Origin of the sequence: Acinetobacter venetianus RAG-1 = CIP 110063, from assembly GCF_000368585.1 — a bacterium.
Classification (GTDB): Bacteria; Pseudomonadota; Gammaproteobacteria; order Pseudomonadales; family Moraxellaceae; genus Acinetobacter; species Acinetobacter venetianus.
Genome location: NZ_KB849556.1, coordinates 197,815 through 219,754, shown reverse-complemented (window position 1 = coordinate 219,754; position 21,940 = coordinate 197,815). Strand labels below are relative to the sequence as shown.

The window sequence follows — 21,940 nt, the reverse complement described above, 5'->3', positions numbered from 1 at the left end:
TCGGCTCGTCATAAATTAGAATATTTTTAATCAAAATAATATCGGATATAGCGTAAAAAAGTGAGCTGTTTCAGTCACTCAAAAGTTGATGAACACCTTGTCCTACTGCTCGCCCCGTTGCAAAACAAGCTGTCAGCAAATAGCCACCTGTGGGTGCATCCCAATCCAACATTTCACCACAACAAAAGACATAAGGATTAGATTGCAATTGTAACTGTGAAGACAATGCCATTTGCTTCACACCACCTGCACAACTAATGGCTTCTTGAATAGGACGAAAACCATCCAAAGCAATGCAGAGTTGTTTAATATGTCGTGCTATTTGCTTGGCATCAGACCATTGCGCTTTAGCAACGACTTCACGAATTAAATTGATTTTGACTTGATCTAAGCCCGCTTTACGCCAAATATTGGTTAAAGACTGCTTTTTATTGCCTTGTAACTTATTTTCTAACTGCGCCAGACTGACATCAGGCAGCAAATCCAAATAAAGTTGTAAGACTTGATGGTTCGCATTTAAGGCTCTTAAATCACGCCCTAACTTATAGATCACACCACTTTCCAAACCATAGTGTGTAATCACAATATCACCATGCGTTTTGTTTTCTGCATTCACCCATGCATCAACGCGTTTCAGAGGTTGCCCAAAACAATCTTGTATGAATGGCGACCATGTTTTCAGTACTCCAACATTGCTGGGTTGAAAAGTTTCAATTTCGTCCTGTGCTAACCAATCTTGCCATAAGCCATCACTGCCCAACTGTGCCCAAGACACCGCACCACATGCCAAAACTATCGCATCATAACTTGCCGTAAAACGCTGAGTCTGATTTTCAATCGTGAGTTCATTTTTAGATAATTCTACACAGCGATGGCGATAGTGAAATTTTACCTTCGCTGTCATCAAACGTTTTAGCCAAGCGCGAAGTAAAGGCGCTGCTTTCATTTCAACGGGGAAAACTCGTCCAGAGCTGCCAATATAGGATTCGATGCCTAAACCATGCATCCAATTTTGAATCCACGCCGCATCCCACTGTTTGATCCAAGGCGCAAGCCATTCCGCTTGATCATAGCGTTGAATAAAATCCGTGACAGGCTCATTATGGGAAATATTCAGTCCTGTTTTACCTGCCATCAAAAACTTACGTGCAGCAGAAGGTTTTTGTTCAAACACATCAATCGTATAGTCATATTGACTGAGTACTTCGGCTGCCATCAAACCTGCTGGGCCAGCGCCAATAATGGCAATGCGCTTATTCGGCATCACTGCTCTCAGACATGATCTGCCCTTGTAATGGCATGAAATCATCAAAACGCGTGACATATTCCTGAGGCTTAGTGATCAGCAATTGCTGGCATAATTCACCGCGTTCTAAGTACTTAATTTCAAAATGTGTACGTGCCGAATCACTAGCAATTTTTTGTTTTTCATATGGCAGCTTCCACAATTCAATCAGTTGCTGTTCCGCTTCATCAATATATTCGGGAATGTTACTGGCAAGTGTAATCGTGCCATTCGGCTTTAAGCGCGAAATTAGAAACTCAAAAAAAGGCATATTTAACCAGCGTTGTGCTGGATTATGAGGTTCTGGGTTGGGATAGAGAATAAAGAAATGTTCAACTTGTGCTGGAAATAAAGCATGGACGATCCACGGTAATGCATCCGCATGAATCGGGTTTAAATATTCACGCACTTCAAGTTGATGCTGTTTTTGCATCGCCAAAAATTTTTCTTTAGTACGCTCAATTGCATATAACGTGGTTTGAGGATTTTGTCCTGTAAAAAGTAAGGCATGCTTACCTTTACCAGCACCAATTTCAACGCAAATTGGTGTATTTGGAATTTGCTGAAAATCTCGTGGAGCTTGCATTCTATGCGCTTGAAATTGACGAATCGACATAATCACATCAAACTATCTATAAATCGGGCATAAGTCTAACAAGTCACTTTGCTTTTGCCTAATGTATTTAGTTTTGCTGTAGGAATTTTCTATGCCTCGTACATTTCCATGTCCACGTTGTGGTGAAGCTAGCACTTGGGAAGGCAATGAATATCGCCCATTTTGTTCTGAGCGCTGCAAATTAATCGATCTAGGTGCTTGGGCAAGTGAAGAATATAAATTGCCTACTCAAGATGCACCTCAAGCAGGCTTACAGCGTCACGAAGATGACTATGAGGATTAGCCCGCTTTGCTCGCAACAAACGGGTTAAATTGCTTTTCATAACCGATGGTACTGATTGGGCCATGACCTGAAATAAACTGCGTTTCATCAGGCAAGCTAAAGCACTCACGTTGAATCGAATCAAGTAACTGTTGATGATTGCCTTTCGGAAAGTCTGTACGTCCAATCGAACCCTTAAACAGTACATCTCCTGTCCAAAGCAAACCATGTTGAGCGTTATAGAACATCACATGACCAGGAGTATGCCCTGGTGCAAAGCGAACCTCAAATTCATCATCACCCAGTTTAAGGACTTCTCCACCCTCCAACCACTGATCAACTTTGACAGGTTGAGGAATCGGAAAACCATAACGTGCCGACACTTCTTGGATCATGTCTAACCAAAACTGATCTTCTTTATGCGGCCCAATCACAGGGATTTTCCATGTCTCAGCCAGCTCACCCACCGCACCTGCATGATCAAGATGCCCATGTGTTAGCCAAAGTGCCTTGACCTTTAAACCTAATGCTTCCACCTCTTTTTTGAGTACCGCTGCATCACCACCCGCATCAATCAAAACAGCTTCTTTACTCTCGCTATCCCAAACAATGGAACAGTTTTGAGCAAATGCAGTTACGGGCACAATTTTGACTTGCAGCATAAAAACCTCTGGCGGAATAAGCGTCGATTTAACGATGGGCTAAGGTATGAGTAAGAGCATCAAGATTAGCTTGAACTAGACTCGCAAGCAAATCTATATGCGACTGTTGCGCATTCAATGCAGGAATGTAGGCATATTCTCCACCGCCTGCATGTTGAAAAGTTTCTTTATTCTGCATAGCTAGTTCTTCAAGTGTTTCCAAACAATCTGCTGAGAATGCTGGACTAAGTACCTGTACAGATTTTACTTTTTGCTCACCCCATTGTTGCAGCAATTGATCAGTATAAGGTTTTACCCACTCTTGCTTACCAAATCGCGATTGAAAGCTAATCGCCCACTCATCATCATTTAAATGCAACGCTTCAGCGACTAAACGTGCTGTAGTTCGACAACGATCCGCATACGGGTCGCCTTTATCAGCATAAGGCTGAGGAATACCATGAAAAGACATGAGTAGTTTCTGTGCTTTGCCATGATGCGTTTGATATTCAAGAACACTTTCAGCAAGTGCCTGAATAAATAGTGGATGCTGATAATAATCTTTAATCAACGTCAAACCAGGTAAATGGCGTTGATTAGGAATCCATTTTGCAAAAGCATCATAAAGTGGTGCTGTCGACGTTGCTGAATATTGCGGAAATAATGGTAATAAAATGACATGTTCTTGTGGGTCTTTTTCTAATTGATCCAGTACGTCATAAATACTCGGTTGACCATAAGTCATGGCAGGTACAACCGTTAAATCAAACTGATGATTTTCATCTTGTAAGCGTTGTTTGACTAACTGCGCTTGCTCAAGCACAATTTCCCGCATCGGTGAATCTTTTGACCATACTGAGGCATAGGCTTCAGCCACTCGCTTTGGGCGAAACGTCAGAACGAATAAATGTAAGATCACCCACCAAATTGGTTTGGGAATTTCGATCACTCGCGTATCAGATAAGAATTGTTTTAAGAAACGACGCACTGCTGGCACAGTGGCTTCATCTGGCGTACCTAAATTAGCCAAAACCACAGTGACTTTTGGTTTTTGTATCGCTGACATTAACCGCTTCCGCTATAAGTAAATTTCTTTCATTACTTTAGCAGTTTTAGGATTTTTTTTTAAATTGGTTTAATGCATGGTCTTAAACTGAAAAACCCGATTACTATCCAACATATTACTTTCCAATAGCTTCTGACCTTTATGCGTCAACTGCCATAACATCCGTTGACGATCATCACGCCCAGCAGGAAGAATCCACTCATTTTGTCGCATCTGCAATTTGATTTCATGCAAAGCACGGATATTAATCTGTGCACGAGATACAGCATGCGCTCGTGGCATCTCTTTACGTGCATCCTCTAGACCAGTTTCATTTAAATATTCATTCATACGCTTTGAAAAATATTCTTCTGGTGTTGGAATAATAAATGATGCACCTAAGACATTAAGTAATTGTGCCCAAGTTATTTTACGAAAGGTTTTTATTTCTTTGAAATTGCCATCTTGGTAAGCATGCATACGATATTCAAATGAATACAGTTCATGCATAGAAACTTTTGGTACGGAAGCAATTGGATCAGCTTCACGCCCACCAACTTCTGCTTCGAGTTGTTTGACTTTGGCACGTAATGCATCAATTTCGTCTTGTAAGACTTGAGTATTTTGAGGACGAACCCAACCCACAACCGGATAGCGCTCCAACATTTGTGGCATGCTCGAACGCACAGCAAGCTCTAAATCTCTCAATGTCCGATAACAGAAAACTTGATCAACCTCATGCTGAAGTTGTTTTCTAAACTCTTTAAATTTTTCTTTCAGTTCAGGTTTATTATCATGCAAACTAGTTTCACGTGAATCAGGATCTTCATGCATGAAAACAATCACTGGTTTTTGTTTGGTCATTGCGTAGATATATTCTAGATGCATATAGCCAACACCTGATACTGACTGCTCACCGTACTGACTACCCAGCAGGATCACGACATAATCACAGTCATCAATCTGACGACGTGCAATCGAGGTACTTAAAGGTGTGCGCTGTTCCAAGCCCCACGAAAAGAACCCCATTCCAACCAAAGTTTGAGTTAATACTGCCCGCTCTGGTTGCATTTCATTGCCAGACGTAGAAATAAAAACTTGATAACGAGTATCTTGCATAGGCTGAGCCTCATTTTACTTATCTATAAACCCAAGCCCTTGAGCCTGTAATTTATGAACAGATAACCCCATAAAATCTTAATTATGGTTAGAAATTCAGAATCCAAAAACTAAACTTCAACCAGATCTTGAATCGTCCATGTCAGTTGTTCTGGTATCAAGTGTTGGAGTACTGGCTCCAACTCAACCGCATTTTGACCGCTAACAAAACATTCAATACGTGTAATATTATGACTTATTTTGTCACATAATAACCTATTTTTTATCAAAATATATGCTGTTTGTCGCGCAACTGCCTGCCCCGAATCAATTAATTTAAGCTTTTCAGCAAAAATTTGATGAATAGCATCTTTCAAGAATGGATAGTGCGTACAACCAAGTACGAGAAAATCTGCGCCTTGATCTACAACAGGTTGTAATATCTGTCGTAATACGCTTAGACAAGCATCACTCATCTGCTGCCCAGCTTCTACAAACGGAACAAGCTCCAAACTGGTCACGGTTAACACCTTTACTCCCGCAGGTTCAGCAAACTTCATCATCACATCTTTGATCAATCGACCACGAAACGTTGCAGGGGTTGCTAACACAGCGACAACCTTAGATTGTGTTTGCAGCACAGCTGGCTTTAGCGCTGGTACTAATCCAACAATAGGAAAATTTTCCCCATAATGTTCGCGCAAATAATCCAAACTAAACGCAGATGCAGTATTACAAGCAACTACAGCAATCTTACAGCCTTGCCGATATAACCATTCAATTGCATGTGCCGTTAATTCACGAATTTCTTGGTCAGAACGTGCACCATAAGGAACGTGCGCCGTATCTGCATAATAAATGATGCGCTCATTTGGCAGATGTCGTGCAATTTCCTGTGCTATCGAAAGCCCTCCTATTCCTGAATCAAAAACCCCAATTGGTGCATCTGATGATGCATGTGGCATAGGATGAAGTACTTCAGTAATAGGTTGAACGGCAGCCATACAGATATATTGACACAATGATTAATTCACTCTTTTTAGCTTAAACCTCAGGTGCTCAAATGCAATACCAAATCACCACTTTTTAATGTTAAAACAGCTTCACCATTTTCAGTTTCTGACAGACAGCCATAATTCACGAGATGATAAAAACTTTGTCGTTGAATTAATGCATTTATACCAAAGCGTACATGCACATATGGACGCAATTCTCCCTGATATTCCCGCATAAAAATCGGATGTTCCTCATCTACGATCACGACATCTTGATTGGTTGTGGTCAACTGTAAATAAAGCTTACCCTCAATCTCAACTTGATCAGCCTGATTGATCAATAAAGGTTCATCCTCTACCTCAATTTCGATCTGCTCAACAGGAGTTTTTAAGTAGAATTTTCCATCTTCTTTCCAAAGCACTTTGCTAAACAGATCTAACAGTGCTTGGCGTTTGACCAATTGACCTTCGTGCCACCATTCTCCGTTGGCTTTTACGCGTAGATCCATTTTGCCACAATGCTTTGGATGCCATTGCTCTAAAGGTGGAATTGACCTTTTGTGACTTTGCTGTACATCTTTTAAGTATTGTGTAATGTTCATTAAGTTTTTATCATCAGACAACACGGTTTTTCCCTGATTTTCTAAAGAGTTTTGTGGAGAATCATTTTCATTTATCATAGTTTATGCCTTGCTGACGAGAAAATATGACCGCTCAGCCAATTGGCGAGATCAAGGTTTAAAACTATACTATCCCAAACGTTTGCAAGCGCAATAGCTAGTTTTTGTGCTTGGCAATTAAGAACACTCATGGCAGCACCGAATAGCAATGATTACGGTTGCCACCCTTAAAATATGAGGAGTCCTACATGGAACACATCGAACGCGAAGCGATGGAGTTTGACGTAGTGATCGTAGGCGCTGGACCTGCGGGTTTATCTGCTGCGATTAAAATTCGTCAATTAGCGATTGAAAACAACCTACCAGATCTTTCTGTTTGTGTGGTTGAAAAAGGCTCTGAAGTTGGTGCGCATATCCTTTCTGGTGCTGTACTTGAACCGCGTGCCATGAATGAATTGTTCCCGAACTGGAAAGAAGAAGGCGCTCCGCTGAATGTTCCTGTTACGGGCGACGAAACTTATTTCTTATTGTCTGATACTAAAGCACAAAAGATGCCGTATTGGATGGTTCCTAAATCAATGCACAACGAAGGGAACTATGTCATTTCTCTTGGTAATGTCGTGCGTTGGTTAGGTCAAAAAGCTGAAGAATTAGAAGTTTCTATCTTCCCGGGCTTTGCTGCTGCTGAAGTGCTTTATCATGAAGATGGTACCGTTAAAGGCATTCAAACAGGTGACATGGGTATTGGCAAAAATGGTGAGCCGACACACAACTTCACGCCGGGTTATGAACTTCACGCGAAATATACATTGTTCGCTGAAGGCTGCCGTGGTCACCTCGGTAAACGCCTGATTGCAAAATACAATCTTGATAAAGATGCTGATCCACAGCACTACGGTATCGGGATTAAAGAACTTTGGGAAATCGATCCTGCTAAACATAAACCAGGTTTAGTGATGCATGGTGCTGGCTGGCCATTATCTGAAACAGGTTCATCTGGTGGCTGGTGGTTATATCACGCTGAAAACAATCAGGTGACTTTGGGTATGATCGTGGATTTATCATATGAAAATCCGCACATGTATCCATTCATGGAAATGCAACGCTGGAAAACGCACCCAACCATCAAGCAATTCCTAGAAGGTGGTAAACGTATTTCTTACGGCGCACGTGCTGTTGTGAAAGGTGGCTTTAATGCTTTGCCTAAACTGACTTTCCCAGGCGGTTGCTTGATTGGTGATGATGCTGGCTTCTTGAACTTCTCAAAAATCAAAGGCTCACACACTGCAATGAAGTCAGGTATGTTGTGTGGTGAGGCAGTATTCGAAGCGATTGCTGCGGGTGTTGCAAAAGGTGGTGATCTTGCGATTGCTCGTGTTCTTGAAGGCGACGACCACTTCGACAAAGAATTAACGGCTTATACTGACAAATATAACAACTCTTGGTTAAAAAAAGAGTTATATAACTCACGCAACTTTGGCCCTGCAATGCACAAGTTTGGTCAGTGGATTGGTGGTGCGTTTAACTTTATCGATCAAAACATCCTTAAAGTGCCATTTACTTTGCATGACCTTAAACAAGATTTTGCTGCACTGAAAACTGTGGATGCGTCAACGTTTAAGCCAAACTATCCAAAACCAGATGGCAAGTTGACTTTTGACCGTTTATCTTCTGTATTCGTATCGAATACCGTACATGAAGAAAATCAGCCAGCACACTTAAAGTTGACTGATCCATCTATTCCAGTAGATGTGAACTTACCAAAATGGGATGAGCCTGCTCAACGCTACTGCCCTGCTGGTGTTTATGAAATCATGGAAAATGATGACGGTTCTAAACGTTTCCAAATCAATGCTGCAAACTGTGTTCACTGTAAGACATGTGACATTAAAGATCCGTCACAAAATATCACTTGGGTAACGCCTGAAGGCGGTGGTGGTCCTAACTATCCGAATATGTAATATTCGGATAGTTCTTGCGAAGCTTTAGTCGCTTCTCATACCCGAACATGTAATTTTTAGATAATGTGGTCACGCCGAATGCCTACCATATAATTAAATAAAAAGCCTCAATTCATTGAGGCTTTTTATTTTAGTCTTTCTGCTCTTCATCAAATCGCTTATATGCTTTAGACAATACACTCAGCGTTTTCATTTGCTTACCAAAACGTCGACATGAACGACACATCATCAAATGAAATTGTAAACCACTCTGTTCTTTCAACAACAGTTGTCGATCTTGTTGTTCAGAAAGTAACTGCGTTGCTTGTCGACAGGTCAACATGAGCAATCCTCCTGAAGTAACCATTTATTTTCCAAACACTCACGTAATCGTGCTCGGCTGCGATACATTAAAACATTGAGATTAGAAACCGTAAGTTCCAGCTTTTCACATATTTCATCAGAGCTGAGTTCTATCATTTCCCGCAACATAAAAACTTGTGCATACTTTGCAGGTAAATGATTCAAACATGCATCGAAAATCATCCAAAAATCCTGTTGCTCCATCATTTCTTCAGGATTTCGCCATGCTTTTGGCATCTCTGATTTTTGCCAATGTCCAGCAGCATCAAACAGCGCATCCACGCTTAACTCGCTGTCATCATCATGAAATAGCTCACTCATGCTAACCAGACGTGTTTTTTGTCGAATCGAATCAACGATCTTATTTTTCAAAATCGCAAACACCCACGTTTTAAATGCTGCACGCCCTGAAAATGATTCGACATGCTGCAAAGCACTCACTAAAGCCTCTTGCACCACATCTTCGGCTTGATGAAATGAGGAGAGTTGCAATACTGCAAACTTCATCATTTGCTGCCTTAAATCATGCAAAAAAACAGGATTTTGTAGTTGTTGAATGAACTCGTCATTGTTGGTAGCAGCCTGAGCCATCTCCTGACCTCATCCTATTGTTCTGGGATATACAATAAATCTAACTCAGTTAATCGTTCAGATAATAGCTTCAGTTGTTGCTCTACTTCTGGTGCAGATAAGTCTGGCAACGTCGTGTCTATCAACTGCTTAAGCTCTAGTTTAGTCAAGGCTTTCTGATTGAGTTGTTCAATCAAACAAGCGAATAATGGAAATAATGTTTCAACACAAACCTGATCATGATGATTTCGCCAAACCATCACTGCGCTCGGTGAATACTCAAAGTCCTGATGTTCCATCGTCCAAAGATAAACAGGATATTGATACACCAAAATCCAAATGTGTGTATTCAATTGCCAAGCGGAAGTCTGTGAAAATGTCTTTTCTTCGATTTCAACCGTATCTAAATAGAGTTCCAGCCATTCAAATTGTAATAACTCTGCTAACCACGGATATTCTTGTAAGATTGGATGTTGTTGCTCATCCAGATATTCTCTGAATTGCAACGAAATATCATTATAAAATGGTGATTGATTTTGAGCATTTTGAAAGAAATCTTGCAGCAAAGACTGCCATTTCGTCTCAGATAATAGCGTTCGGGCAATCGGATACACCAAGTTAATAAATGAACTGACATTATTGAACAATAAGGTTCGATAAACCTGCATTCGCTCTGTTACAAATTCTGCTGGAAGATCTGATCGAGGGTCACGAATCCACGCACAAAATGCCTGCTGAGTTTGCTGCAAAGGACGTTCATTCATCTTCATACTTTTACCTCATTTATAATATTTAAGGTATTGGTATGAAGTGATTGAGGATAGCTAAATTGGTTTTGTAGATCTTTGATTATATTTAGCTCATGCTGAAGTTGTTGCCACGTCGGAATATTGAAATCACGTTCTAACAACGTCGGCTTTACACCACAGGTTTGGTAGGTATATGTCAACAATTCCCACACAGGATCACAGACATTTTCCCCATGCGTATCAATCAACAAATCATCGCTCACTTGTTCATGACCAGCAATATGTAGATATCGAATCCGATCTTTCGGCATCGCATCAATAAAAGCATATGCATCTGTTTGATGGTTCTTACTATTCACATAGACATTATTTACATCGAGCAAGAGTTCACAGTCTGCGCGTGTAATCACCTCATGAACAAAATCATTTTCGCTCATTTCTGCATTCGGCATGAGATACGTTGAAACATTCTCCAGAACTAAACGTTGCCCTAAAACATCTTGTACACGCAAAATCCGCTCTACGACGTAGTCCACTGCTTCCTCTGTCATGGGAATCGGCAATAGATCATATAAATAACCACCATCATTGGTATAACTCAAATGTTCCGAATAAGTCAGTACCTGATGTTGTTTTAAAAAATCTCGTACTTGGTGCACAAACTCAAGATTAAGTGGATGCGGCCCACCGATAGATAAGGAAAGCCCATGACAAACTAATGACGACTTTTCCAAACATTGCGCCAATAACTTTGCATGTCGCCCACCAAAACCCATCCAGTTCTCAGGTGCAACTTCTATAAAATCAGGATGTTGGTCTGCTTGTAAAAACGTATCAATAAAATCACGTCTTAAACCCAGTCCAGCACCATTGAAAGCAACCATTTGCATTCCTTTTCAATGATGACAACAACCTTATAAAGTTGTTGTCATCACCGATAATTTAATTGATTAGTGTGCGCCGCATTTTGCATCAGCCATTTTTTTATCTGCGCCGCATTTCGCATCAGCCATTTTTTTGTCAGCACCACATTTCGCATCAGCCGCTTTTTTGTCAGCGCCACATTTTGCTTCAGTTGTTTTATGCTGTTGTTTGGCTTTATTTGCACCACATTTTGCTTCACCACATTTACCATCAGCAGCTTTGGTCACATGAGTTTCAGTTGTCGTTGAAGCCGCAGAGACATGTGTTGTTGCACCAACCATAGACAGTGCAACTAAAGCAGCGACTGATGTCATCGAATTTAACTTATTCATTTTGAAGTTCCTTTTAAATCAATTTGGGGTTTTGTACTTAGGTACATGTTATTAGACGAGCGACCACTCAATTTATTACAGTTAAAAAATAATTTTTTTCTTGTAAGAAACTAAATCCTCAACCGACTAATAACTATTCAATACGAGTCAGTGTGAAATCCTCATGAATAAATTTATTTATCCTTTATTGTTACGCTATCAGAATTTTTGTTCGCATTTAAAACATTTCGACGGAATTGCAGCACTTTCGTTAAGGTTGTTTCTTGTCCCAGTGTTTTGGATGGCAGGTTCGAATAAGCTTGCTCATTTTGCAGATACCGTTGAATGGTTTGGTAACCCCGATTGGGGCTTAGGCTTACCCTTTCCAACACTGATGGCAACACTAGCAACTTCTGCTGAGCTAGGTGGTGCTATTTTACTTGCACTGGGTTTAGCAACTCGATGGATCAGTATTCCGTTGATGATCACAATGCTCGTCGCGATATTTACTGTGCATCTACCGAATGGTTGGCAAGCGATTGCCGACCCACAAGCACCTTTTGCCAATATGCAAGTGATGGAGTCCGCTGAAAAATTAGAGAAAGCAAGAGAGATTTTAATGACTTATGGCAATTATGACTGGCTCACATCGAGCGGCTCATTTGTTATTTTAAATAATGGTATCGAGTTTGCAGCAACTTATTTTGTGATGTTACTTGCGTTAATTGTGCTGGGTGGCGGTCGTTATGTGAGTGTGGATTATTGGTTAAATCACTGGATTGAAAAGTTTCATAGTGAAAAATAACCGCTGTTTATAATATGATTTTGCATATACCTCCCAATACGGGAGGTAAGTAATATTAAAAAAAAGAATTAGCCTTTTTGCACCAAATAACGATATTCAGTATTGCTATTTTCATCAAGGCTCTCTTCTTTGAGCAAAAGCTCATGCCCTAAATGCATACAAAATTTTGGAATATCCCAAGATGTAGAAGGGTCAGTTGCCAATACTTCAACAATGTCACCCGCTTTGGCTTTTCGGATTGCTTGATGCAACATCATAACAGGCTCAGGACAACGTAAACCTCTGGTATTTAGCTGAACACTAGGAACTTTTGCTGCTTCAGACATCATTAAACTCAAATATTCTAATTTTCATATTTTAACATAAAGTGACTATATAAAAATCACCAACAATATTTTGAAAAACTGTACGTTTTTTGCATCGTTTTATTGATGCATATCCGCTTTATCTTCGGTATGATGAAAATCATCTAATTGATATAGAGAGTCTTTAGGAAAGATCATGGTCGAGGAATCCAGTCCGTCGTGGGGTATGCGTGGCTTAAGAAAATGGTTAGGTACCGCACCTGAAACCCGCGATGAATTACTCAAGTTAGTTCAAAATTCGCGTCGCTTTTTAGAGCCAGATACTGTTGCTATGCTTGAGGGTGTTCTAGATCTACCAGCAACAAAAATTCGAGAAGTGATGACCCCGCGTACAGCAATTATTAGCTTACAAGAGGATGATCAACTCTTTGATATTTTAGATGTCTTAATTGAATCAGCACATTCACGCTTCCCTGTGTTTTCGGCTGATCAAAGTGACAATGTGGTTGGTATTCTACTAGCAAAAGACCTTTTACCATTTCTCACTGAACGTACTGTCAATGTTGATATTCGTGCATTGATGCGCCAACCTGTTTTCGTACCCGAGAGCGCGCGTTCGGATCAAGTACTGCGTATGCTTAAAAATACGCAAACACATATCGCAATCGTCATTGATGAATATGGGTCAACCTCTGGTTTAGTCACACTTGAAGATATTCTTGAAGAAATCGTCGGTGAAATCGAGGATGAACATGATATTGCAGATGAAGAAGCGCTCTATATTGTTCCAGACAATGACCCAACAACTGCAAATACGTGGATTGTTCAAGCACTTACACCAATCGAACATTTCAACACTATTTTAGATGCAGATTTTTCTGACGATGAAGTTGAAACTATGGGCGGTCTGCTTCTACAAGAAATTGGTCTCGTCAGCGATCTACAAGGACAAACGATTGAACTTGGCGATTGGCAATTCACCATTATCGAAGCAGATGCACGCACTATTCATCTGATTCGAGCTGTACGTCAATGAGAAGCTATTTTGAAAAGCTGTTAAATCCATCCCAATCACAAAAACAGCTCCCTTTTATTTTTCCACTTTTGATTGCACTCATTTCGGGTGCAATCTTTAGCTTGGCGCTCGCACCTTATTATTTTTGGTGGCTTGCGATTTTATCACCAGCATTATTGTATACGGTTTTACGCCAGCGAGGACCTAGACAAGCCTTTGTTTTAGGTTGGGCTTATGGCTTTGGTTTATGGTTTGTCGGCGCGTTTTGGCTCTATACCTCCATTCATACCTACGGTGATACCAATGCGTTCTTAAGCATTTTGATGATTGTCTTTATGGCAACAGCAATGGGCTTATTTACAGCGTTTCAAACATGGCTCTATCGTCGGTTCTTTCCAGAAACACCTTTGACCTTTGCGCCACTTTGGGTACTCTTTGAATGGGCGAAGACATGGGTATTTACTGGTTTCCCTTGGTTATTTGCAGGTTATGCATTTACTGAGCGATTACTCGATGGCTATGCACCTTTATTTGGGGTGTATGCAGTTTCCTTCGTTGTGATCGTACTTGCATGTGCTTTAGTTGAAATCTTAAATAAACGTTTCTTCTGGGCTATTCCCTCTGCTCTACTAGTTTTAGGTGCTTGGGGATCTGGATTTATTCAATTCGTGCAGCCCAAAGCAGCAAAACCACTGAGTGTTTCGTTAATTCAGGGCAATATTCCTCAAGACCTTAAATGGTTAACGGAATATCAAGTTAAGACTTTAGAGATTTATGCCGGATTGAGTCGAGCTGAATGGGGACGTGATCTGATTGTATGGCCAGAATCGTCTATTCCACTCTTCCAAACTGATATTCCAGAGTTTTTAAAAGCAATGGATGTTCAAGCGAAAAAATCAGATACGGCTTGGGTGACAGGTATTCCCTATTGGGATATGGCAAAATCGCAACAAGTTGGCGAACCACTGTATTACAACAGTATCATGGCATCAGGCAGTGATTCCTATGGTTTATATAAAAAGCAACGCTTAGTTCCATTTGGTGAGTACATTCCATTGTCAGGTTTACTGAAATGGGTGCTTCCAGCAATGCAAAATGACGTGAGTATGAGTGGTTTTTCACGCGGTGAAGCCAATCAAAAACCGTTAATGGTTAAAGGACACGCCTTGGCAGCCGCGATTTGCTATGAAGTTGCTTATCCTAATTTAACTCGTCGTAATGCATCAGACAGTGATTTCTTGATCACTGTATCCAATGATGCTTGGTTTACAGGAACAGCTGGACCTTGGCAGCATCTACAGATGGTACAAATGCGTGCGAAAGAGAATGGTCGCTGGTTTATTCGTGCCACCAACACAGGTGTGACTGCATTTATTGATCAGAGTGGTCATATCGTCAAACAAGCACCGATGGATGAAGAGTTTGTATTACGTGGTGATTTACCTGCAATGCAAGGGCAAACACTTTACAACCGACTCAGTGATTATCCGATTTTAATCTTCTCACTGTTATTACTGATGATGGGTTGGATTTATCGCCCGAAGAAAGTAGATATTTCTTTCAAATCTCGTCGATAAAATAAAAAGAGCGTTTTTAAATAAAACGCTCTTTTTTGATGAATAAAAATTTTTTGTTGTTTAGACTATAAAGCAAGTGATAATTGAACTGATAAATAAGCCACTAAACTTGATAAAAACAGCATTGGCACATAACCATAAGCTTTAAATAATATTTGCTCATATTTTGAGATCATTTCCTCGTTATGCCAAACACTTGTTTTTAAAGCACTCAAGAAACAAAGTACAAACCATGCACTTAACATCGTCAACGCGAAGAACCCTATCATAATCTGACTACTGCCTTCAGCCGCTTGCCATAAACTTAATGCAGCTTGACTCATTGGTAATAAACTGAGAATAAGGGCGACAGATTTGAGCATTGCCCAATGAAACTGATTCAGTTCATTCAACACAAAAAATGCTTTCATCCGACTCCCCCATACCTGATTTAAATGGTCTGAATTTATTATGCAAAGCTTTGATATAAAGAGAAAGTCTATTTTTCTTCTTATTTTCTGTTTCTTGTAACTATTAAATATGGGAATAATTCTTATTATAAATCTCACATATCAACTATTATGATAAATATATATTTTTTAAGGTCTTAAATACATTTATCGAATCAAGAAACATTATCACTTCACTCTCAATTTATTTAATTAAAAATGAAGTGATTGTTTTAATCAAATATTAGGGTTGATAATAAATATCAGCGTCATTCCCTTCGCCACCTTCTTTACCATCAGCGCCAAAAGAATATAAATCAAATGAGCGCCCATCTCGACCTGGGATAACATACTGTAAATCATTTTCCCAACTATCTTTAGGATAACCACCTTTAACATAACCACCCGGCAACCAATTCTTTGCAGAAGCAGGTTGATTGACCAATGCATCCAAACCACCATCTTGCATCGATGGGTAACGCCCATTATCTAATTTATATTGATCTAATGCGCCAGCAACACCTTTTAAAGTAATGCTTGTGGTATCTACTTTTGCTTTTTCACCACGTCCCATTACATTCGGTACGATCAGTGCAGCTAAAACGCCTAAAATCACAATCACCACCATCACCTCGATTAGGGTGAATCCTGAGACCCGAGAAAACCGAGTATTACTCGATCGGGTCGCAAGACGAGCAACTGTGTTGTGAGTGCGAGGATCATCAACGCAAGATGAGAAGCTATGCTTCGAGTGGCAAGATACCGCCAGGCGAGAAGCTATGCTTCGAGTGGCAGGATTAAAATTATTCTCAGCATGCTGTTCATGGATTGAATTCTTCATTTTCATCTCAAACATCAAATTTCCTAGATCATATTGTTCATATTAATAATTGGCAACATTACCGCAATCACAATCACCAACACAATCGCAGCCATAAAAATCAGCATCAAAGGTTCTAGCAACGCCAACAATGTCGAAATAAAAGCTGTGACTTCGCGATCTTGCATCGTCGATGCTCGGTCTAGCATCCGATCTAGCTCACCCGATGCCTCACCGCTTCGAATCATTTGTACCATCATTGGGGGGAAATAACCGCAACGTTCTAACTGTGTTGCCAAATTACCACCTTCTGTTACACGCTCCATGGCAACTTCGATGGAATCCCGAATTACCCAGTTATTACTTACCTCTGCACCGATTCGTAATGCTTCAACTAAAGGAACACCTGAACGCGTCAAAATAGAGAGCGTACTAGCAAAACGTGCAGCGTTTATACCACGCGAAAGTTTACCAAATAGTGGCAATTTGAGTGTTAATCGGTCAAATGCGTAATGTCCTGCTGTTGTTCTCAAAAATCGCGTAAATACAATCATCGCAATCACAGCAAGAATCAGCATCGCAATCCATGTCTGTCGAATAAATGCACTTGCTTTCATTAAAACCACAGTGATCCACGGCAATGCTTCCTTGCTTTGCTCAAAAGTTTTGACGATCTCAGGGACAACATAAGTCATCAATCCCATCACAATTCCAAATGACATGAGCATTAAGATAATCGGATAGATCATTGCACCTTGGATCTTCTTCTGCATGGCAAAACGGTTTTCAGTATAGTCAGAAAGTTGGTCTAGAATTAGATCCAAATGCCCCGAACGTTCGCCTGCTGCCACCGTTGCAATATACAGCTCAGGGAAGCGACCTGACTGTTGCATACTTTGTGCCAGTGAATGACCTTCCAGTACCTTCGAACGCACAGCAATGAGAAGATTTTGAACATGGGATTTTTCACTTTGCTTGCTCACTGCTCTGAGTGCTTCTTCCAGTGGAATACCTGCTGCGACAAGCACTGAAAGCTGACGAGTCATCAAAGCAAGATCATAGGCACTAAAACTCTTTCTAAACCAAGCACGTTGTTGTTGCTTATCTTTTTGCTCAACGGCGTCAACTGAAATGGGTGTCCATTCTTTATCACGCAACTGTTGACGAATCTGGCGTGCAGAATCCCCTTCGAGTACGCCTTTATGTTGCTTTCCAGAAGCATCTAATGCAGTAAATTGATAAGCAGGCATGGTTCTGTTCTAATTGTCCCAAAATAGTTGTTGTTACCGTTGTATCCGCATTGCGGATGAGGAACGAGAGTTCCACAAGAAATTCATCGACATAACCAGCAGCACTTTAGCATAATTCTATGACATGAAGTCATGCGATTTTAAACATGAATGAAGCCTATATGCCTACCGAAAATTCTAACGCGACGCTCTACCGTATTCGAGTTGCAATACCCGTATATGTCTATGACACCTTTGACTATACAGTCAACGCGGAGCAATATGCCCAAGCGCAAATCGGCGCACGTGTAGCTATCTCTTTCGGAAGACAAAATCTAGTTGGCATCATTACCGAAAAGGTCGATCCCGACGAAGCTTTTACAGGACAGTTCAAGTTAAAAGCAATCACTGAATTACTCGATAAGGAAGCCATCTTAGACCAACAAGTTTTAACTTTATTGACATGGTCTGCACAGTATTATCAATTTCCAATTGGCGAAGTCATGCAAAGTGCATTACCCAGTTTACTGAGGCAAGGTCGCGCACTGGATATTTTATTTCATCAATGGCAAATTCTGCCCCACGATGACCCGAATGCTTTATTGAAACGCTCTCAAAAACAATATGATGCTTATCAAGTCTTAAAATTACACCCACATGGTACAACCGAAAATGTACTCAACCTGAGTGGTGTTGAAACTGCCACACTCAAAGCATTAGAAAAGAAGCAACTGATTGAATGTCGTTTAGAACCACATGATTTTACACCGATGCCTGTGCAACTCGCGCAAATGCCGTTGACACCAAATGAAGATCAGAAAAAAGCGATCCAACAGATCGTGAAAGCACAGCATCATTACCAAGCCTTTTTACTCGATGGTTTGACGGGAAGTGGAAAAACTGAAGTCTACTTACAAGTTATGCATGAGGTACTAAAACAAGGCAAGCAAGTTCTCGTACTCGTTCCTGAAATCGGCTTGACGCCACAAACTGTTGCTCGATTTAAATCACGATTTCATTGTGATGTGGCCTTACTCCATTCAGGGTTAAATGACTCGAAACGATTACAAGCATGGCAACATGCACAGACCGGCAAAGCATCGATTGTGATCGGTACACGTTCCGCAATTTATACACCGATGCCAAATCTTGGCTTGATTATTTTGGATGAGGAACATGACCTCTCCTTTAAACAGCAAGAGGGCTTCCGCTATCACACGCGAGATGTCGCATTATATCGAGGACATTTACAAGGTTGCCCTGTGATTTTAGGTTCAGCAACCCCAAGCTTAGATAGCTACCATCTCGTAGAATCAGGCAAATTACATTTGCTTGAGCTGAATCAGCGTGCAGGTATTGCGGTATTACCCAAAATGCATGTGATTGATTTAAAAATCGCAAAGAAGCAGCACGGCATCAGCCAAAACTTGATTGATCAAATCAAACTGACGTTAGAAAAAAAAGAACAAGTGCTGATTTTTTTAAATCGACGTGGCTATGCGCCGATCTTGATGTGTGAAAGTTGTGGTTGGCAAGCAAACTGTCCACATTGTGATGCACATTTTACATTGCATTCTCAGCCTTATCATTATTTGCATTGCCATCATTGCGGTACAATTCATCGCCTACCTGATCATTGCCCTGAATGCCAAAAACAAACCTTAAAAAGTATCGGTGCAGGCACAGCAAAACTGGAAGAACATTTGCAGGAACTGTTTCCGCATCATGATGTGATTCGTGTGGATCGAGACAGCACCAGTCGGGTCGGCAGTTGGCAGAAGATTTACGATCGTATCCAACAAAATAAGCCGAGTATTTTATTGGGCACACAAATGCTAGCGAAAGGGCATCATTTTCCACATGTCACTTTAGTTGCGATTTTAGATATTGATGCAGGTTTACTGAGTGTTGACCCTCGCGCACCTGAACGTACAGCACAGTTAATTGTCCAGGTCGCGGGGCGTGCAGGTCGTGGAGAACATAAAGGTAATGTTTATCTACAAAGCTTACGTCCAGATCACCCGATGCTGACTACATTGATTGAGCATGATTATCGAACTGTAGCAAAGCAAATGCTGGCTGAACGTAAAATTGCCATGCTGCCGCCTTATCGATATGCAGCATTGGTGCGAGTCGAATCAAAAAATCGAGAATATAGCCAACAATTCTTGAGTGAAGCAGCACAGCAGCTGAGAACAATGGCCGCTGAAATTGTCGATATTTGGGGCCCTATCCCTGCACCAATGGAGCGTAAAGCAGGACGTTATCGTGCGCATATGGTGATTTTATCTGCCGATCGAGCAAAACTGCATTTTTATTTGCGTCAATGGTGGCAACAAGTGGTACATTTACCTCGTCAGCATCAGCTCAGGCTATCGATTGACGTTGATCCACAAGAGTTTAGTTAAATTCTCTATTTAAAAACATAAAAATTTGAGGCAATAAATGTCTTTACTGCTACAAATCATTTTTTTACTGATTGCGACTTTAATTCTTGTTCCGCTCGCAAAACGCTATAGCTCAACTACCGTTTTAGGTTATCTAATCGCAGGGCTGTTGCTTGGTTCTCAAGGATTAGGGGTCATCGACGACCAACAGCTTATTCAGCCAATCATGTATCTTGGAATGATCATGCTGATGTTTTTTGCTGGCTTTGCTTTTCGTCCACAAAAACTATGGATAGAGCGTCGTAGTATCATTAAAAATAGCGGTTTAGCACTTGCTGTTTTATCCCTCCTATTCAGTAGTTTAAGTTTTGCGCTCATCCATGATTTATTCAGCAGTATTCTGATTGGATGTATGTTGGCATTTGCCTCCACCAATATCGTCCAACAATTATTACAGCAAAAACAACAACTCAATACATCCTTTGGGCAGGCATCTTTAGCTTCGCTACAATTTCAAATATTTGTGACCGTGGTTTTGATCGCTCTGTTTCCTCTGCTTGAAGACACAGCCTCGACACGTCATGGAATCGCGTATTTTGCAGCAATTATTGCCACGATTTCAGGCTTATTTCTCGCCAGTCGCTACATTGTTCGTCCTGCATTTCGTTATTTAGTTCATCGTAAAAGCATTGAATTAATTCCTGCACTCGGCTTATTTGTGGTTTTGTCGGTGATTCTGCTCATGGAGGTTTTAAATATCCATGTGTTGATTAGTGCATTTCTTGCGGGATTACTTTTGGCTGAAACTGAGTTTAAAACCGAAGTTGCAAGGGTTATTGAACCCTTTAAAGACATTGCAATTGGCTTATTTTTTCTTGCGATTGGTTTAAGTATTTCATTAGTTCCATTGTATCAATCGCCTATTTTTATCTTCATTGCAATCCTTGTGCTGGTTTTGGTCAAAGCACTCGTGATTGGTACGATTTATTATTTCCAACATCGCCGAATGGAAAACAGTCTGCTTGTTGCCATCGCTTTGGCGCAGTGTGGTGAACTTTCACTCATTTTGTTCAAACTTGCAGAAGATGAGCAGCTTCTCTCCAAAGATCTGCTACAACCTATGTTCTTAATCGTGGTAGGTTCTATGTTGCTAACGCCACTCCTTTACTGGCTCATGCATAGCAAAATATTACCCACCATTCAGAAAAAAGCACCTATCACAGCAGCAGAAGTTCCTCAGCATCCTATAGTCATTGTTGGCTTTGGTCGATTTGGGCAAGTGATTGGGCGGGCGCTGCATGCTCAAGGTCTAAAATTTAGCGTCATTGACAGTAACCAACCTGATGCCGAATTTATTGAGCAATATGGGCATTATTTTTTAGATGCTGATGTCACTCAAGTTGAGAACTTACGCGCAGCTGGAATTGAATATTGTAAGCTTTTGATTTTAGCAATCGACGATGTCGAAGATTGCATGAATCTGGCAAGACATTTACGTCTTAACTACCCTGATCTGAATCTTTTTGTACGAGCACGTGATCGCCATCATGCTCATCTATTAGATAGCTTAGGTATTCAACATGTATGGCGAGAAACTTATGCATCATCACTTGAAATGGCAGCACAAGCTTTAATTGAAACAGGCTTATCTGCAACTGATGCACACGCACAAATTGAACGTTTTCGCACAGAAGATCAAAGGTTACTGGAGCAGCAACATGGATCACATCAAGATGATGATTCGGTTGAGACTTATCCAAATGCAATCGCTGAACTTGAGTATTTATTTGAAAATACAAAAACTTTGTCTCAGGATCGTTTGAACAGTAACCAAAACGAACAAAGTGATGCAAATTCATCCAATGAAACAACTTGAGTTTTGCTAAACAGACACCATTATTGACTGCATAACCATTCACCTTCTTATAAAGCTGAAAGAGCTTTTCAAAGCAAAG

The 21,940-nt window shown here is 40.7% G+C and carries 23 protein-coding genes; 7 read left to right on the top strand and 16 right to left on the bottom strand.

Annotated elements, in window-relative coordinates:
- Positions 1 to 70: 70 nt before the first annotated feature.
- Positions 71 to 1,264: a TIGR03862 family flavoprotein gene (locus F959_RS01045; protein WP_004876595.1), complete on the bottom strand. Its 1,194-nt coding sequence runs from the start codon at positions 1,262 to 1,264 to the stop codon at positions 71 to 73.
- Entirely contained in the window at positions 1,254 to 1,907 is a 654-nt protein-coding gene (locus tag F959_RS01040) for a class I SAM-dependent methyltransferase (protein WP_171056585.1), read from the bottom strand. Before F959_RS01040 ends, F959_RS01045 begins: the two co-directional genes overlap by 11 nt.
- Before the next feature lie 85 nt (positions 1,908 to 1,992).
- Between F959_RS01040 and F959_RS01035 the strand changes: the two genes are divergently transcribed.
- The gene (locus F959_RS01035; protein ID WP_004876593.1) at positions 1,993 to 2,184 is read left to right on the top strand and encodes a DNA gyrase inhibitor YacG; all 192 of its coding nucleotides are present in this window, start codon (positions 1,993 to 1,995) and stop codon (positions 2,182 to 2,184) included.
- On the opposite strand, the gene F959_RS01030 is transcribed toward F959_RS01035, so the two are convergent.
- The 5 genes from F959_RS01030 to F959_RS01010 all read right to left on the bottom strand — a co-directional run bounded on the left by F959_RS01030 (position 2,181) and on the right by F959_RS01010 (position 6,622).
- On the bottom strand, positions 2,181 to 2,825 hold the full coding sequence (locus F959_RS01030; protein WP_004876592.1) for an MBL fold metallo-hydrolase: 645 nt from the start codon (positions 2,823 to 2,825) through the stop codon (positions 2,181 to 2,183). The genes F959_RS01035 and F959_RS01030 overlap by 4 nt on opposite strands.
- Positions 2,826 to 2,853: 28 nt before the next feature.
- A complete protein-coding gene (gene hemH / locus F959_RS01025; protein ID WP_004876591.1) occupies positions 2,854 to 3,870 on the bottom strand; it encodes a ferrochelatase in 1,017 nt (338 codons plus the stop codon).
- Positions 3,871 to 3,939: 69 nt separating this feature from the next.
- Positions 3,940 to 4,968, bottom strand: coding sequence for a DUF4062 domain-containing protein (locus tag F959_RS01020; RefSeq protein WP_004876590.1), 1,029 nt, complete (start codon positions 4,966 to 4,968; stop codon positions 3,940 to 3,942).
- 110 nt (positions 4,969 to 5,078) lie between these two features.
- Entirely contained in the window at positions 5,079 to 5,951 is an 873-nt protein-coding gene (murI, locus tag F959_RS01015; protein ID WP_004876587.1) for a glutamate racemase, read from the bottom strand.
- A gap of 47 nt (positions 5,952 to 5,998) precedes the next feature.
- On the bottom strand, positions 5,999 to 6,622 hold the full coding sequence (locus F959_RS01010; protein WP_004876585.1) for a DUF1285 domain-containing protein: 624 nt from the start codon (positions 6,620 to 6,622) through the stop codon (positions 5,999 to 6,001).
- Between the two features lie 188 nt (positions 6,623 to 6,810).
- On the opposite strand from F959_RS01010, the gene F959_RS01005 reads away from it, so the two are divergent.
- Positions 6,811 to 8,523, top strand: coding sequence for an electron transfer flavoprotein-ubiquinone oxidoreductase (locus tag F959_RS01005; protein ID WP_004876582.1), 1,713 nt, complete (start codon positions 6,811 to 6,813; stop codon positions 8,521 to 8,523).
- 130 nt (positions 8,524 to 8,653) lie between these two features.
- Here F959_RS01005 and F959_RS01000 read toward each other — a convergent pair whose 3' ends face one another.
- The 5 genes from F959_RS01000 to F959_RS00980 form a co-directional block, all read right to left on the bottom strand.
- A complete protein-coding gene (locus tag F959_RS01000) occupies positions 8,654 to 8,845 on the bottom strand; it encodes a zf-HC2 domain-containing protein (RefSeq protein WP_004876580.1) in 192 nt (63 codons plus the stop codon).
- Positions 8,839 to 9,456 (bottom strand): RNA polymerase factor sigma-70, encoded by a 618-nt coding sequence (locus F959_RS00995; protein ID WP_004876578.1) that lies wholly within the window; start codon positions 9,454 to 9,456, stop codon positions 8,839 to 8,841. Before F959_RS00995 ends, F959_RS01000 begins: the two co-directional genes overlap by 7 nt.
- Positions 9,457 to 9,470: 14 nt before the next feature.
- Positions 9,471 to 10,205 carry an HvfC family RiPP maturation protein gene (locus F959_RS00990; protein WP_004876576.1) on the bottom strand — a complete coding sequence of 245 codons (735 nt, stop codon included), beginning with the start codon at positions 10,203 to 10,205 and terminating at the stop codon, positions 9,471 to 9,473.
- A complete protein-coding gene (locus F959_RS00985) occupies positions 10,202 to 11,068 on the bottom strand; it encodes an HvfB family MNIO-type RiPP peptide maturase (RefSeq protein WP_004876574.1) in 867 nt (288 codons plus the stop codon). Before F959_RS00985 ends, F959_RS00990 begins: the two co-directional genes overlap by 4 nt.
- A gap of 66 nt (positions 11,069 to 11,134) precedes the next feature.
- Positions 11,135 to 11,440: an HvfA family oxazolone/thioamide-modified RiPP metallophore gene (locus F959_RS00980; RefSeq protein WP_004876572.1), complete on the bottom strand. Its 306-nt coding sequence runs from the start codon at positions 11,438 to 11,440 to the stop codon at positions 11,135 to 11,137.
- A gap of 163 nt (positions 11,441 to 11,603) precedes the next feature.
- Here F959_RS00980 and F959_RS00975 point away from each other — a divergent pair, with 163 nt between their 5' ends.
- Positions 11,604 to 12,224 (top strand): HvfX family Cu-binding RiPP maturation protein, encoded by a 621-nt coding sequence (locus F959_RS00975; RefSeq protein ID WP_004876569.1) that lies wholly within the window; start codon positions 11,604 to 11,606, stop codon positions 12,222 to 12,224.
- A 68-nt stretch (positions 12,225 to 12,292) separates the two neighbouring features.
- Here F959_RS00975 and tusA read toward each other — a convergent pair whose 3' ends face one another.
- A complete protein-coding gene (gene tusA, locus F959_RS00970; protein ID WP_004876567.1) occupies positions 12,293 to 12,550 on the bottom strand; it encodes a sulfurtransferase TusA in 258 nt (85 codons plus the stop codon).
- A 175-nt stretch (positions 12,551 to 12,725) separates the two neighbouring features.
- Between tusA and F959_RS00965 the strand changes: the two genes are divergently transcribed.
- Together F959_RS00965 and lnt are read left to right on the top strand one after the other, a co-directional pair.
- Positions 12,726 to 13,565, top strand: coding sequence for an HlyC/CorC family transporter (locus F959_RS00965; RefSeq protein ID WP_004876565.1), 840 nt, complete (start codon positions 12,726 to 12,728; stop codon positions 13,563 to 13,565).
- Positions 13,562 to 15,121 carry an apolipoprotein N-acyltransferase gene (lnt, locus tag F959_RS00960; protein ID WP_004876563.1) on the top strand — a complete coding sequence of 520 codons (1,560 nt, stop codon included), beginning with the start codon at positions 13,562 to 13,564 and terminating at the stop codon, positions 15,119 to 15,121. Before F959_RS00965 ends, lnt begins: the two co-directional genes overlap by 4 nt.
- A 65-nt stretch (positions 15,122 to 15,186) precedes the next feature.
- On the opposite strand, the gene F959_RS00955 is transcribed toward lnt, so the two are convergent.
- From F959_RS00955 to gspF, 3 genes are all read right to left on the bottom strand, one after another.
- Positions 15,187 to 15,531: a hypothetical protein gene (locus F959_RS00955; RefSeq protein WP_004876561.1), complete on the bottom strand. Its 345-nt coding sequence runs from the start codon at positions 15,529 to 15,531 to the stop codon at positions 15,187 to 15,189.
- Between the two features lie 262 nt (positions 15,532 to 15,793).
- Positions 15,794 to 16,405 (bottom strand): type II secretion system major pseudopilin GspG, encoded by a 612-nt coding sequence (gspG, locus tag F959_RS00950; RefSeq protein ID WP_004876560.1) that lies wholly within the window; start codon positions 16,403 to 16,405, stop codon positions 15,794 to 15,796.
- 8 nt (positions 16,406 to 16,413) lie between these two features.
- The gene (gene gspF, locus F959_RS00945) at positions 16,414 to 17,619 is read right to left on the bottom strand and encodes a type II secretion system inner membrane protein GspF (protein WP_004876557.1); all 1,206 of its coding nucleotides are present in this window, start codon (positions 17,617 to 17,619) and stop codon (positions 16,414 to 16,416) included.
- Between the two features lie 161 nt (positions 17,620 to 17,780).
- Here gspF and F959_RS00940 point away from each other — a divergent pair, with 161 nt between their 5' ends.
- Together F959_RS00940 and F959_RS00935 are read left to right on the top strand one after the other, a co-directional pair.
- Positions 17,781 to 20,006, top strand: a complete 2,226-nt coding sequence (locus tag F959_RS00940; protein ID WP_373278705.1) for a primosomal protein N' — start codon at positions 17,781 to 17,783, stop codon at positions 20,004 to 20,006.
- A gap of 37 nt (positions 20,007 to 20,043) precedes the next feature.
- A complete protein-coding gene (locus F959_RS00935) occupies positions 20,044 to 21,861 on the top strand; it encodes a cation:proton antiporter domain-containing protein (protein ID WP_004876553.1) in 1,818 nt (605 codons plus the stop codon).
- Positions 21,862 to 21,940: the final 79 nt, after the last annotated feature.

Excerpts from the sequence above, each read along its gene's own strand:
- F959_RS01030 (WP_004876592.1), bottom strand. The coding sequence starts at position 2,825 with ATGCTGCAAGTCAAAATTGTGCCCGTAACTGCATTTGCTCAAAACTGT.
- F959_RS00935 (WP_004876553.1), top strand. The coding sequence starts at position 20,044 with ATGTCTTTACTGCTACAAATCATTTTTTTACTGATTGCGACTTTAATT.
- F959_RS00990 (WP_004876576.1), bottom strand. The coding sequence starts at position 10,205 with ATGAAGATGAATGAACGTCCTTTGCAGCAAACTCAGCAGGCATTTTGT.
- tusA (WP_004876567.1), bottom strand. The coding sequence starts at position 12,550 with ATGTCTGAAGCAGCAAAAGTTCCTAGTGTTCAGCTAAATACCAGAGGT.
- F959_RS00940 (WP_373278705.1), top strand. The coding sequence starts at position 17,781 with ATGCCTACCGAAAATTCTAACGCGACGCTCTACCGTATTCGAGTTGCA.
- F959_RS00955 (WP_004876561.1), bottom strand. The coding sequence starts at position 15,531 with ATGAAAGCATTTTTTGTGTTGAATGAACTGAATCAGTTTCATTGGGCA.
- F959_RS01045 (WP_004876595.1), bottom strand. The coding sequence starts at position 1,264 with ATGCCGAATAAGCGCATTGCCATTATTGGCGCTGGCCCAGCAGGTTTG.
- gspF (WP_004876557.1), bottom strand. The coding sequence starts at position 17,619 with ATGCCTGCTTATCAATTTACTGCATTAGATGCTTCTGGAAAGCAACAT.
- F959_RS01020 (WP_004876590.1), bottom strand. The coding sequence starts at position 4,968 with ATGCAAGATACTCGTTATCAAGTTTTTATTTCTACGTCTGGCAATGAA.
- F959_RS00995 (WP_004876578.1), bottom strand. The coding sequence starts at position 9,456 with ATGGCTCAGGCTGCTACCAACAATGACGAGTTCATTCAACAACTACAA.
- F959_RS00975 (WP_004876569.1), top strand. The coding sequence starts at position 11,604 with ATGAATAAATTTATTTATCCTTTATTGTTACGCTATCAGAATTTTTGT.
- F959_RS01035 (WP_004876593.1), top strand. The coding sequence starts at position 1,993 with ATGCCTCGTACATTTCCATGTCCACGTTGTGGTGAAGCTAGCACTTGG.
- F959_RS00985 (WP_004876574.1), bottom strand. The coding sequence starts at position 11,068 with ATGGTTGCTTTCAATGGTGCTGGACTGGGTTTAAGACGTGATTTTATT.
- lnt (WP_004876563.1), top strand. The coding sequence starts at position 13,562 with ATGAGAAGCTATTTTGAAAAGCTGTTAAATCCATCCCAATCACAAAAA.
- F959_RS01010 (WP_004876585.1), bottom strand. The coding sequence starts at position 6,622 with ATGATAAATGAAAATGATTCTCCACAAAACTCTTTAGAAAATCAGGGA.
- F959_RS01000 (WP_004876580.1), bottom strand. The coding sequence starts at position 8,845 with ATGTTGACCTGTCGACAAGCAACGCAGTTACTTTCTGAACAACAAGAT.
- F959_RS01005 (WP_004876582.1), top strand. The coding sequence starts at position 6,811 with ATGGAACACATCGAACGCGAAGCGATGGAGTTTGACGTAGTGATCGTA.
- hemH (WP_004876591.1), bottom strand. The coding sequence starts at position 3,870 with ATGTCAGCGATACAAAAACCAAAAGTCACTGTGGTTTTGGCTAATTTA.
- murI (WP_004876587.1), bottom strand. The coding sequence starts at position 5,951 with ATGGCTGCCGTTCAACCTATTACTGAAGTACTTCATCCTATGCCACAT.
- F959_RS00965 (WP_004876565.1), top strand. The coding sequence starts at position 12,726 with ATGGTCGAGGAATCCAGTCCGTCGTGGGGTATGCGTGGCTTAAGAAAA.
- gspG (WP_004876560.1), bottom strand. The coding sequence starts at position 16,405 with ATGTTTGAGATGAAAATGAAGAATTCAATCCATGAACAGCATGCTGAG.
- F959_RS00980 (WP_004876572.1), bottom strand. The coding sequence starts at position 11,440 with ATGAATAAGTTAAATTCGATGACATCAGTCGCTGCTTTAGTTGCACTG.